The organism is Flindersiella endophytica (genome assembly GCF_054779015.1).
In genome coordinates this window covers 434,507-446,777 of the sequence record NZ_BAAGYY010000009.1, presented here as the reverse complement: position 1 = coordinate 446,777, position 12,271 = coordinate 434,507, and the positions used below count along the sequence as shown (strand labels likewise).

The window sequence follows — 12,271 nt, the reverse complement described above, 5'->3', positions numbered from 1 at the left end:
ACCTGGACGGCCATGAACGGCCATTGACAGCCAGTTGTCTGACATCTACCGTGACATGTATCCAGCTGATGTATCGAGTCGATATATCAATCCGAGATGGGGTGAGTTCCCTGGTTCGTCGCGGTGGAGTGCTGGAGATGGCCGTCCTCGGGATCCTCAACGAGTCGCCGATGCACGGCTACGAGCTGCGCAAGCGGCTCAACACCGTTCTGGGCTGGGGACACGCACTCTCCTACGGCTCGCTGTACCCGTGCCTGAAGTCGCTTCTCCAGCAGGGATACCTCAGCTCGGACGTGCAGGACGCCGTGAGCGGCCCGCCGCTTGGCCGGAGGGCGCGGATCGTCTATCAGCTCACGCCGGAAGGAAAGGAACGCTTCGCCGAACAGTTGGCCGAAGCCGGTCCCGCAACCTGGGACGACGACGACAACTTCGGCGTTCACTTCGCCTTCTTCGCACGGACGGACGCCGCTGTCCGGCTGCGCATCCTCGAAGGTCGCAGGCGCCGGCTCGAAGAACGGCAGGAGCGCGTACGCGCGCAACTCCAGCGCACGCAGGAACGCATGGACGCGTACGCCATCGAGCTCCAGCGCCACGGCCTGGAATCGGTCGAGCGAGAGGTCAGCTGGCTGACCCAGCTCATCGAGTCTGAACGCCACAAGGAGCGCGACGAAAAACGTCGCCGGTGACGGGCAGCCGAAATCAAGCAGAGAGGGATCGAATGGGTGGGATTCGGGTAGCGATCGTAGGGGTCGGCAACTGCGCGACGTCGTTGATCCAAGGCGTGCACTACTACCGTGGTGCGGATCCGAAGTCGAAGGTGCCGGGCCTGATGCACGTACGCTTCGGGACCTATCACGTCAGCGACGTCCAGTTCGTCGCCGCTTTCGACGTCGATGCCAAGAAGGTCGGTCAGGACCTCGCCGAGGCGACGCAGGCCAGCGAGAACAACACGGTCAAGATCTGTGACGTGCCGCCGCTCGGCATCACGGTGCAGCGTGGTCCGACGTTCGACGGGCTCGGCAAGTACTACCGCGAGACCATCACCGAGTCCGACGAGACACCTGTCGATGTCGTGCAGGTGCTGAAGGACACCGAGGCCGACGTGCTGGTGTCGTACCTTCCGGTCGGCTCCGAGCAGGCCGACCGCTTCTACGCGCAGTGTGCCCTGGACGCCGGTGTCGCGTTCGTCAACGCGCTGCCGGTCTTCATCGCGACCGACCCCGAGTGGGCGCGGAAGTTCACCGAAGCCGGCGTCCCGATCATCGGCGACGACATCAAGAGCCAGGTCGGCGCCACGATCACCCACCGCGTGCTGTCCAAGCTGTTCGAGGACCGCGGCGTGGTGGTGGAGCGGACCTACCAGCTCAACTTCGGCGGCAACATGGACTTCAAGAACATGCTCGAGCGCGATCGGCTGGAGTCCAAGAAGATCTCCAAGACCCAGTCCGTGCAGTCGCAGATCCCGCACGAGATGGACAACCGCAACATCCACGTCGGCCCGAGCGACCACGTGCCGTGGCTCGACGACCGGAAGTGGGCGTACGTACGCCTCGAGGGCCGCGCGTTCGGCGACGTGCCGCTCAACCTCGAGTACAAGCTCGAGGTCTGGGACTCTCCCAACTCCGCCGGCATCATCATCGACGCGATCCGGGCGGCCAAGATCGCCAAGGACCGCGGTATCGGCGGTCCGATCCTGTCGGCGTCCAGCTACTTCATGAAGAGCCCGCCGGAGCAGTACTCCGACGACGTGGCGCGTGAGCAGGTCGAGAAGTTCATCCGCGGCGAGGTCGACCGCTGACATTCCGGGTCCCCGGAGAGGAAACCGGCTCCACCAGCCAGGCGGGCGTGACCAACCCCTGACCGACCCTGACCAAATCGGTCCGCACGCCTGGCTGGGCCGGATTTACCTGCTTACCCTGCCTCCGTGCGTTTCCTGCGAGATGTCCACACGCTGCTGGGCTTCCGGTACTTCCGGAGGCTCTTCGCAGTGCGCCTGGCCTCGCAGTTCACCGACGGCGTCTTCCAGGTCGCGCTCGCGTCGTACCTCTTGTTCTCGCCCGAACGCCAGCCGAACGCAGCCGCCATCGCGGCCGGTTTCGGAACTCTCCTGCTCCCTTACTCCGTGCTCGGGCCGTTCTGCGGCGTCCTCCTCGACCGCTGGTCCCGGCGCCAGGTGCTGGCCTGGTCCAACGCCGTACGCGCGCTGCTCCTGGTCCCGCTCGCCGTCCTGATCGGGTCCGGCCGGACGGGCGCGGCGCTGTTCGCTCTCGTGCTGGCGTGCCTGTCGGTCAACCGCTTCCTGCTCTCCGCGCTGTCCGCCTCCTTGCCGCACGTCGTGCCCAAGGACCGGCTGGTCACGGCCAACGCGGTCTCGCCGACCTGCGGGACGCTCGCCTACCTCACCGGCCTCGCGACCGGCTGGGCCGTGTCGTCCGTGGGCACCGAGGTCGCGGTGATCGCGGTCGCGTCGGCCGGCTACGCGGCGAGCGCCCTGTTGCCGCTGCGGATGCCGCGCACCCTGCTCGGACCGGACCTGGACGTCGCGAAGCGCGCGGTACGCGAGGCCGTCCGCCATGTCATGCAGGGTCTGGCCGACGGTGCCCGGCACGTCGCCGAGCGCAGGCCGGCCGCGTTCGCTCTCGGCGCGATCGGCGTGCATCGCTTCTGGTACGGCATCTCGACGGTCGCGACGATCCTGCTCTGCCGCAACTACTTCAGCACGCGGCCGGAGGACGCGCTCGGCCTGATGGCCGCAGTGGTGCTGGCGTCCGGTACGGGCTTCGCGACGGCCGCGTTCGTCACACCCGTCGCCGTGCGCCGGATGTCCAAGCAACGCTGGATCGGCTGGCTCTTGGTGGTCGCCGCCGTCGTGCAGGCCGTGCCGGCCGGGCTCTATCTCTTCCCGGGAGTGCTGGCAGCGGCGTTCGTGCTCGGCGTCACCGCGCAGGGCATCAAGATCTGCGTCGACACGATCGTGCAGGAGAACATCGACGACGTCTATCAGGGACGCGTCTTCTCCTTCTACGACATGCTGTTCAACGTCGTCTTCGTCGCCGCCGCGAGCTTCGCCGCGATGACGCTGCCGGACAGCGGCAAGTCGTACACCATCACCGCGCTGTGCGTCACCGGCTATGCGCTCGCCGCGCTGGCCTACTCCCGGATCCCTACTCCGCAGACGACTCCGGCTGCTCGGCCCACCAGCGAAGCAGCTCGGCTCTAGCCGCGTCGTAGTCGAGGTGACCCTGGTCGAGCCGGACCTCCAGCAGGTGGTTCCAGGCCCGGCCGACGAGCCGGCCTGGCGCGATACCGAGGATCTTCATGATCTCGTTGCCGTCGAGATCCGGCCGGATCGCCGCCAGCTCCTCTTCCTCGGCCAGCCGGGCGATCCGTTCCTCGAGCTGGTCGTACGTACGCTGCAGCGCCGCGGCCTTGCGCTTGTTGCGGGTGGTGCAGTCGGCCCGCGTGAGCACGTGCAGCCGGGAGAGCAGCGGTCCGGCGTCGCGGACGTACCGGCGTACGGCGGAGTCGGTCCACTCCCCGGTGCCATAGCCGTGGAAGCGCAGGTGCAGCTCGACCAGCTTCGAGACGTCGTCGATCATGTCCTTCGAGAACTTCAGCGCCCGCATCCGCTTCCGGGTGATCTTGGCGCCGACGACCTCGTGGTGGTGGAACGTGACCCGGCCGCCGGCCTCGAACCGCCGCGTCGCGGGCTTGCCGATGTCGTGCATCAGCGCGGCGAACCGGCTCACGAAGTCCGGGCCACCTGGTTCGTTTCCGGGCTGAATCCGGTCCTCCAGCGCGATCGACTGCTCCAGCACGATCAGCGTGTGCTCGTAGACGTCCTTGTGCCGGTGGTGCTCGTCGACCTCCAGCCGCAGGCCGGGCAGCTCCGGCAGCACCTTGGCGGCCAGTCCGGACTCGACGAGCAGCTCGAGCCCGGCCCGCGGGTTGGCTCCACAGATCAGCTTGATCAGCTCGTCGTGGACGCGTTCGGCCGAGACGATCTCGATCCGGTCGGTCATCTCCTGGATCGCCCGGAACACCTCGGGAGCCACCTGGAAGCCGAGCTGCGACGCGAACCGCGCGGCCCGCATCATGCGCAGCGGGTCGTCGGTGAACGAGTCCTCGGGACGGCCCGGCGTCCGCAACGTCCTGTGGCGCAGGTCGTCGTACCCGCCGAACGGGTCGGCGAACTGCCTGTCGGGCAGCGTGAACGCCATCGCGTTGACGGTGAAGTCGCGGCGCAGCAGGTCGCCCTCGAGCGAGTCGCCGTACTTCACCTCGGGCTTGCGGCTGTCGGAGGCGTAGGAGTCGGCGCGGTACGTCGTGATCTCGATCTGCTGGTCGCCCTTGCGCGCGCCGATCGTGCCGAACGCCCGGCCGACATCCCAGACCGAGTCGGCCCAGCCGCGGAGCAGCCGCTCGGTCTGCTCCGGCCGGGCACTGGTGGTGAAGTCGAGGTCCTTGCCCAGCCGACCGAGCAGCGCGTCGCGTACCGAGCCACCGATGAGAGCTATCTGCTCACCGGACGCGACGAAGCGCGCGCCGAGCTCGTCGACAACGGGTGCGATCCGCAACAACTCGGCGACGGCGCGCCGCTGTGGTTCATGGCTGGACGATGTGGACACGGGAGGCAAGGCTACGGTGGCGTGACGGTGAAACCTGGGGGTGGTCGGGCCTCGTGCGCGCCTCGTCGGAGGCGGAGTTCTGGCTCGACCGGTGCATGTCTGTCTCAGGTTATGGCAATAGCCTTGGGGAATGCCTCATCCGCGTCCGTACCAAAGGACCGGGAGAGCGGTGCCCTTATCTGCCTTTGCGGCGTTGTTCTCGCTGGTCATGGCGCTGGGACTGGTCGTAGGAACGCCCGCCCAGCCGGCCTTCGCGGCTCCGGAGGGCGCCTCCAAGACCGTTCTCGACTCGATCACGCCCACGGTCTCACCGGCGACGAAGAGCATCACCGTGAGCGGGCGGGTGATCAACACCGGGAAGCTTCCGCTCGACAACGTCGTCGCCTACTTCTGGTTCTCCCGCGACGGCAAGCCGCTCACGACGCCGGCCCAGATCGCGGAAGAGGCGCGAAAGCAGCCCCGGCTGGAGGAGAAGACCGACCACGACGGCCGGCTGACCTGGCCCGGCGGCTACGAGGCTCCGGTCACCGACGAACTGCAGCCGGGCGCGACGGCCCGGTTCACGCTCACGGTCCCGGTCTCCGTGCTCAGGGAGAAGTACAAGGACCAGGCCGGAGCGCTCACGCCCGGCATCTACGTCGCGGGCGCCGACGTACGCGGAACACCGTCCGGCTGGAGCAAGCGGGTGATGTCCAGCTCGCGTACGTTCCAGCCCTGGCTGCCGGCCGAAAACAAGCTGACTCCGGTCGAGGTGGCGTTCCTGCTGCCGATGGCCGCCAAGCCCGACGTGGTGAGCACCAGCGACCGCGAGCTGCTCGACGACAACGACACGAAGCTGTTCGGGCGGGACGGTCGGCTGTCGAAGCTGCTCGACCTCGGTGCCGCCCACAACCTCAGCTACCTCGTCGACCCGGCGTTGCTCGAGAAGGCCCAGGTGATGTCGAATCCGGACGGCTACACCGTCGGCAGCCGGCGGTACCCCGGCTCGGCCGAGGCGCTGGCCTGGCTGGAGAAGGCGCGCGGCCTGCTCGCGACGCACGACACGTTGATGCTGCCGTACGCCGATCCCGACGTCGCCGCACTCACCCACAACAAGCTGACCGGCAGCTTCGGCGCGGCGCTGCAGGAGTCGAACGCGGCCGCGGGCCGGTTCGAGACGTCCGGCACGACCATCACCTGGCCCGGCACCGGCTACGCCGACAACGCCACGCTCGAGGCGATCGCCGGCGCCGACGGCTCCAACGTTCTGCTGTCGAGGTCCGCGCTTCCCGGCCTGAAGGCCGACGGCACCAACCCGACCGCGGCGCTGGTCGCGCCGTCCAAGGGTCTCACCGCGCTGGTCTACGACCCGGCGCTGACGGCGGCCCAGCCCGGCGTCGCCGACAACCCGGTGTTCACGCAGCAGCGGTTCCTGGCCGAGACGGCGCTGCTCGCCCTGCAGGGCGCCTCGCCAGACGGGCAGCGCCGCGTGGTCGCCGCGCTGCCACGCGACTGGAACCCCGGCGGCCGCGAGAGCGCACTGTTCGACGCCGTCGACTCCATGCCGTGGCTTCGTACGGTGTCGGCGAACGCCGTGCTGTCCGGCGCACCGTCGGCGTACGGCCGGCCGGCCGCCTATCCCGCCTCGCAGCGCAAGGCCGAGCTCGGCGAGCAGACCATCGGCAAGCTGCGCACGCTGTCCAAGACCAACGCGACCTACCTCGACGTCCTCACCGACGGTGCCGACCGGCGCAGCGAGCTCCAGCTCTCGTTCGCCCGGGCCGCCTCGACGGCATGGCGGTCGGACGAGACCCGCAACGCCGCGCTGATCAACGCGCTCGAAGCCGATATCAGCAGTCAGATCGGCCGGATCCGCCTGGTCAAGCCCTCGATCGTAACCATGTCCAGCGACAGTGGGCGCTTTCCGCTGACCGTGAGCAACGGCAACCGCGACCTCACGGTGCAGGTGGCGCTCGAGATCAAGCCACAGCGTCCGGTGCTCACGATCGAGCCGACCGATCCGGTCAACATCGTTCCGCTGCGCCGTCAGACGATCCGGGTCACGGCCGAGGCCAACTCCAGCGACCCCGGCGCCACCCTGGTCAAGGCGCGTGTGGTCACGCCGAACGGCACGCCGATCACCGACTGGCAGACGTTCACCGTCCGGGTCGAGGGCTACGGCCAGATCGGCTGGGGTGTGATCGGTGTCGGCCTCGGCCTGCTGTGCCTGGCGACCGTGCTGCGGATCTTCCGGCGGATCCGGGCCGCGGTCCGGAGTCGCCGCCAGCCGGCCGCTAACCTCAGCGAGGCCGGCGAGAAGCCGGCGGAGCCGGACGGCTCGACCAACGGGCGGGTGAGCTCACCCGTTCTCGACGGCCCGCAGCCGCCGAAGGAACGGGTCTGAGCAGCTGGTCTTCGCCAGCCCGCTGAAGGAGGGGTATGACCGTGAGCGACCAGCCGGCGGCGCCGAACGCGGCACCCTCCGGCCCACCGAACGGCGAGGACGCGGGAGTGCTGCGGTCGAGCCTGGTGATGGCGATCGGCACGGTGGTCTCGCGGATCACCGGCTTCGTGCGCAGCCTGTTCCTGGTGTGGGCGCTCGGCAGCGCGCTGTTCGCCGACACGTTCAGCCTCGCCAACGCGCTGCCGACCTCGGTCTACATCCTGGTCGCCGGTGGCGCGCTGAACGCGGTCTTCGTACCCCAGCTGGTCCGGGCGATGAAGCAGGACAACGACGGCGGCGAAGGATTCGGCAACCGGCTGCTGACCCTGACCACGCTCGTGCTCGCCGGCGCCACGATCGTCACGGTGGCGGCTGCTCCGCTGCTGGTCCGGATCTTCGCCAGCAACGATCTGCTGACGCCGGTGAACCGCGAGTACTTCGACCTGGCGGTGACGTTCGCGCGCTACTGCCTGCCGCAGGTCTTCTTCATGGGCCTGTTCGTCATCATCGGCCAGGTCCTCAACGCCCGTGGGAAGTTCGGGCCGATGATGTGGGCGCCGATCGTCAACAACCTGGTGTCGATCGTGGTGTTCGTCGCGTTCATCGTGGTCTCCGACGCGCGCACGCCGGACCAGATCACGAGCGGCGAGATCATGTTGCTCGGCCTCGGCTCGACGCTCGGCATCGCGGTGCAGTCGCTCGTACTCCTGCCCGTGCTCCGCAGGGCCGGGTTCCGGCTGCGGCCGCGCTTCGACTTCCGCGGTGGCGGCATCGGCAAGGCCACCAGGCTCGCGGGCTGGACGGTCGCCCTGGTGCTGGTCAACCAGATCTGGTTCGCCACCGCGACCAAGCTGACGACCGGTGCGGCCGCCCAGGCGAAGGAGCTGTTCGGCGAGGACCTCGGCTACGGCCTGACGCCCTACCTCCAGGCGTTCCTGATCATGCAGCTGCCGCACGCGGTCATCACGGTCTCGCTGGTCGCGGCGCTGCTGCCGCGGATCAGCCGGCTCGCCGCCGACGGCGCGACCGACCAGGTCCGGTCCGACATCTCGCACGCACTGCGGGTGATCTGTGTGGCGATCCTGCCCGCGGTCGCCGCTTTCCTGGCGCTCGGACCGCACCTGACGCTCGGGCTGTACCGGATCAGCGGTGACATGAGCAAGACCGCCGCGATGTTCATCGGCTTCGTGCTGATGGGGTTCGCGCCCGCGCTGCTCGGGTTCTGCAGCCACTACACGTTGCTGCGCGGTTTCTACGCGTACGAAGACACCAGGACCCCGCTGTTCATCAACATCGTGGTCGTCGGCGTCGGTGTCGGATGCGCGATCGCCGCCTACTTCGTGCTGCCCGTGCAGTGGAAGACGGTCGGCGTGGCGGTCGCGTACGGCATCGGTTACTGGACCGGCTTCGCGGTGAGCAGCGGGATCCTGCGCCGCCGGCTCGGCGGGCTGGAAGGTGGCAGGATCCTGGGCACGTACGTACGGGCCGGGATCGCTGCTCTGCTGGGGGGCGGGGCCGCCTATGGTGTGGCGACGGCGATCACGGCATGGCTCGGCGAGGACCCTCTGCCCGCGTTGCTTGCGACGTTCGCGGGCGGGCTGGTGCTCCTCGGTGTCTACGTCGTGGTGGCCCGGTTGCTGCGGGTTCCCGAACTGACCCAGATCCTTGGCCTGGTTCGGCGTCGGGCAACCTGAGAGGTAGGTCAGGCGTCCCACAGGGAGCTTGACAGCGGACTAGCATGTAGGCGCAAGCGAGTTGACCTCATTTACGGGTCGGGGAGAGCCCCGGCCCCCGGCGGGCAGGAGGGCCGTGCATCCAACCGATGTCGACCCTGGAGTGACCCTCGCCGGCCGCTACAGGGTTGCCGAACTCCTTGCGGAGTCGCCCGGTGACGGCGGGGTGGCTCAGACCTGGCGGGCGATCGACGAGGTCCTCTCCAGGTCCGTTGTCGTCCATGTCTTAGCGGCTGAAGATCCGCGCGCTCCCACGCTCCTGGAGGCTTCGCGACACGCCGCCACCGTCTCCGACGCCCGGTTCATCCGGGTGCTCGACGCGATGGGTGAGGACGGCGTCGCCTATGTCGTACGCGAGTGGGTGCACGGCCGCAGCCTGGCCACGTTGCTGGCCGACGGCCCGCTGCCACCGCGCAACGCCGGCCTGATCGTCCGTGAGGTCGCCGAGGCGCTGGCCAGCGCCCACACCCAGGGACTCACCCACGAACGCCTCGACCCCGACTGCGTGGTCGTCACCGACGCCGGGTCGATCAAGATCGTCGGGCTCGCCACACAGCTCGCGCTGACCGACGGCACCAACCACGGGGCCGACGGCGGCGCCGACCGCGATCCGGCCCGCGCCGACGCGCTCGGGCTCGGCCGGCTGCTCTACGCCGGGCTGACCGCGCGCTGGCCCACCGGACCCCGGTCCGGGCTGGAGGCCGCGCTGCGTTCCGGCGACGGCAGCCTGCTGTCTCCCCGGCAGTGCCTGGCCGGCATCCCGAAGGCACTCGACGAGATCACCGACCGGATCCTGTCCGACCAGCCTCGCCACGGCACGCCACTGGAGAGCCCCGACCAGGTATCGGCGGCGCTGATCGAGGCGGTCGGCATCACCCCGCCCGAAGGTGTGCTGCCGATCTCGGGTCCCCCGCCGTCCAACTCCGCGCTGGTCGGCGGCTATGAGCTCACCGCGCCGTTCCAGGGCCGGCAGCACCCCAACGGTGCTCCGCCTGGTCCGCCGCCCGGTTCCGAACGCACCGTTCCGGTCCCCACCGGCCAGCCCATGGGTCCGCCGCGCAACCGGCCGCCCGCGCCGGGTGGTCGCCCGCCCAGGCCGCCGGCCGGTCGTGGGCCTGGCGGCGGTGGCCGGGGTGGCTATCCCGGTGGCCCGCCACCGCGGCCGGCCGACCGTCCGTATCGCCAGCCCTCGGGTACCCGGTGGCGACGGGCGGCGACGCTGCTGGTCGGCATCGTGCTGTTCATCGGGCTGATCCTGCTCGGCTGGCAGCTGCTGCGCGGCGCGTTCCAGTCCAACAACACCGCTGACGACCAGCCGACGACCAAGAACGAGCAGACCAAGCAGGACACGCCGACGCCTACCCAGCCGTCCAAGCCCCTCTCGATCGCCGCCGGCGGCGACCTCGATCCGAGGCCTCAGGGCAACGGCCAGGAGAACGGCGACGACGCGCCGCTCGCCTACGACGGCAAGGCCGACACGGCGTGGAAGACCCAGACCTACTACGACCCACTGGAGCAGCAGAAGCCCGGCGTCGGCATGTGGGTCGACCTCGGCTCGGTCAAGGACATCGCAGACGTGAAGCTGACGCTGCTCGGCACCGGGAGCGATCTCGAGTTGCTGGCGGCGCCGGAAGCGGCGTCTGACGCACCCTCATCCCTGGATGCCTGGCAGCAGGTCGGAAAGGCCGCGGGAGCCGGCGAGACGGCCGACATCAAGCTCGACGAGCCGGCCAAGACGCGGTTCTTGCTGGTCTGGTTCACGAAACTGCCGAAAGAAGGCGGAAACTACCGGGGAGGCGTCGCGGAGATCGTCGTCCGGCAATGACCATCGACAGCCAGGACTCGGTCCTCGCGACCGCCGACGAGCCCTCGGACAAGGAACTGATCGCCCGGCACGTCGCGGGTGACCCCGATGCGTTCGCCGAGATCTTCCGCCGCCACCGTGACCGCCTGTGGGCCGTCGCATTACGCACGCTCTCCGACCCCGAGGAAGCGGCCGACGCACTGCAGGACGCGCTGATCTCGGCGTTCCGCAACGCCGCGCAGTTCCGGGGCGAGTCGGCCGTCACGACGTGGCTGCACCGGGTCGTGGTCAACGCCTGCCTCGACCGCGTACGCCGCCGGCAGGTCCGGGCCGCCGACCCGCTGCCGGAAGACGACCGGGCCGGCGGACTGGCCGCCAACCGGGCACCGGACCCGGCTGAGGCGCAGGAGCTGCGCATCGACATCCTCAACGCGCTGGAGTCGCTCAACGCCGACCAGCGCTCGGCGATCGTGCTGGTCGACATGGAGGGCTATTCCGTCGACGAGGCGGCCCAGATTCTCGACTGCGCGCCCGGCACGATCAAGAGCCGCTGCGCTCGGGGCCGGGCCAAACTGGTGCCGCTGCTGGCCCACCTGCGCAGTTCCAGCTTGACACCCGGTGGCGTAACCGGGACGACTGGGAACCGTAACGGCGACAACGACGTCCAAGGCCTGCAACGCGGTACACCCAACAGGGGTCCCAGTCGAGGTCACGGAGGTGAGGGCCCATGAGCGAAGGTCCGCATCTCACGACCGAGGGCATCTCTGCCGCGTTCGAGGAGCTGCTGTCCGAACGCGACCAGCGTGCCGCCGACGCCCATCTCGAGACCTGTGAGCGCTGCCAGGCGGTGCTCGACGAGCTGATCCTGATGCGTCGTGCGCTCCACGAGATCGGGCGTGAGGCGCCTGCGATGCCGGCGTCCGTTCAGGACCGGCTCGAAGCCGTTCTGGCGGCCGAGTCTATGGCGCGCGTGCAGTCCGGTGGCGTGCCGAACGCTTCGGCCGAACCGGTCAGTGAACCCACAGGCGCCCACGTCGTGTCGCACGCCGGAGCTGATGCCGGCGGCTCGCGAGGCGGGCGCGGCAGTCACCGCAGCAAGCATGTGGCGCCGCGCGGACGCCCGCGTAGCCGGAAGGGTCCACGCAATCGCCGGAGTGGCAGCGGGCGAATCCTCGCCGTCGCCGCCACTCTCGTCGTGCTCGCGGTCGGCGGCCTGGTGACCTATCAGACGATGTTCGCCGGCGGTCCCGAATCCAACGTCGCCACCGGTCCGTCGCATCCGGCCAGCTCGAAGCCTCCGAACGACCCGGACAAGTACTTCATCGACTCGGCGCCGGCCGACATCACCCCGCAGACCTTCAAGGCCGACGTACGAGGGGCGGTCAAGGCCGGTGTGCCGCCCAAGGACGCCAAGGACCCGAAGTACGGCATCCTGGGCACCCGGCCGCAGGACTGCGCGAAGAAGCTGGTCAAGCAGCAGTCGGGTGGTCTCGAGCCGCTCTCCATCGCCGACACGAAGTTCAAGGGCAAGCCGGCGTTCCTCGCGATCACGAGGTCGGAGGAGCCCAACTCGGTCGACGCCTACGTCGTCACCGGCTGCCCCGGCCCCAGCGCCGATGTGGCTCAGCCCAAGACGACGATCGCTATCGGCAACTGACGCGATTCGCTGGGTGGCCGACGGTGC

9 protein-coding genes are annotated in these 12,271 nt (G+C 69.2%); 8 read left to right on the top strand and 1 reads right to left on the bottom strand.

Annotated elements, in window-relative coordinates; translation table 11 throughout:
- Positions 1-137 precede the first annotated feature (137 nt).
- The 3 genes from ACYVF6_RS07445 to ACYVF6_RS07435 all read left to right on the top strand — a co-directional run bounded on the left by ACYVF6_RS07445 (position 138) and on the right by ACYVF6_RS07435 (position 3,220).
- A complete protein-coding gene (locus ACYVF6_RS07445; protein ID WP_460517592.1) occupies positions 138-686 on the top strand; it encodes a PadR family transcriptional regulator in 549 nt (182 codons plus the stop codon).
- Positions 687-718: 32 nt separating this feature from the next.
- Positions 719-1,798 (top strand): inositol-3-phosphate synthase, encoded by a 1,080-nt coding sequence (locus ACYVF6_RS07440; protein WP_460517589.1) that lies wholly within the window; start codon positions 719-721, stop codon positions 1,796-1,798.
- 126 nt (positions 1,799-1,924) lie between these two features.
- Positions 1,925-3,220: an MFS transporter gene (locus tag ACYVF6_RS07435; RefSeq protein ID WP_460517586.1), complete on the top strand. Its 1,296-nt coding sequence runs from the start codon at positions 1,925-1,927 to the stop codon at positions 3,218-3,220.
- Here ACYVF6_RS07435 and ACYVF6_RS07430 read toward each other — a convergent pair.
- Positions 3,165-4,628: a CCA tRNA nucleotidyltransferase gene (locus ACYVF6_RS07430; RefSeq protein ID WP_460517583.1), complete on the bottom strand. Its 1,464-nt coding sequence runs from the start codon at positions 4,626-4,628 to the stop codon at positions 3,165-3,167. The genes ACYVF6_RS07435 and ACYVF6_RS07430 overlap by 56 nt on opposite strands.
- A 130-nt stretch (positions 4,629-4,758) precedes the next feature.
- Between ACYVF6_RS07430 and ACYVF6_RS07425 the strand changes: the two genes are divergently transcribed.
- The 5 genes from ACYVF6_RS07425 to ACYVF6_RS07405 all read left to right on the top strand — a co-directional run bounded on the left by ACYVF6_RS07425 (position 4,759) and on the right by ACYVF6_RS07405 (position 12,244).
- Entirely contained in the window at positions 4,759-7,011 is a 2,253-nt protein-coding gene (locus tag ACYVF6_RS07425; RefSeq protein WP_460517580.1) for a DUF6049 family protein, read from the top strand.
- 41 nt (positions 7,012-7,052) lie between these two features.
- Positions 7,053-8,744: a murein biosynthesis integral membrane protein MurJ gene (gene murJ / locus ACYVF6_RS07420; protein ID WP_460517578.1), complete on the top strand. Its 1,692-nt coding sequence runs from the start codon at positions 7,053-7,055 to the stop codon at positions 8,742-8,744.
- Positions 8,745-8,859: 115 nt separating this feature from the next.
- Positions 8,860-10,608: a protein kinase family protein gene (locus ACYVF6_RS07415; RefSeq protein WP_460517575.1), complete on the top strand. Its 1,749-nt coding sequence runs from the start codon at positions 8,860-8,862 to the stop codon at positions 10,606-10,608.
- Positions 10,605-11,318, top strand: a complete 714-nt coding sequence (gene sigM, locus ACYVF6_RS07410) for an RNA polymerase sigma factor SigM (protein ID WP_460517572.1) — start codon at positions 10,605-10,607, stop codon at positions 11,316-11,318. Before ACYVF6_RS07415 ends, sigM begins: the two co-directional genes overlap by 4 nt.
- Positions 11,315-12,244, top strand: coding sequence for an anti-sigma factor family protein (locus ACYVF6_RS07405; RefSeq protein WP_460517570.1), 930 nt, complete (start codon positions 11,315-11,317; stop codon positions 12,242-12,244). The genes sigM and ACYVF6_RS07405 overlap by 4 nt, the downstream gene beginning before the upstream one ends.
- Positions 12,245-12,271: the final 27 nt, after the last annotated feature.

Bases quoted from the DNA above. Each gene is read 5' to 3' on its own strand.
- ACYVF6_RS07445 (WP_460517592.1), top strand. From the start codon at position 138: ATGGCCGTCCTCGGGATCCTCAACGAGTCGCCGATGCACGGCTACGAG.
- ACYVF6_RS07440 (WP_460517589.1), top strand. From the start codon at position 719: ATGGGTGGGATTCGGGTAGCGATCGTAGGGGTCGGCAACTGCGCGACG.
- ACYVF6_RS07425 (WP_460517580.1), top strand. From the start codon at position 4,759: ATGCCTCATCCGCGTCCGTACCAAAGGACCGGGAGAGCGGTGCCCTTA.
- sigM (WP_460517572.1), top strand. From the start codon at position 10,605: ATGACCATCGACAGCCAGGACTCGGTCCTCGCGACCGCCGACGAGCCC.
- ACYVF6_RS07405 (WP_460517570.1), top strand. From the start codon at position 11,315: ATGAGCGAAGGTCCGCATCTCACGACCGAGGGCATCTCTGCCGCGTTC.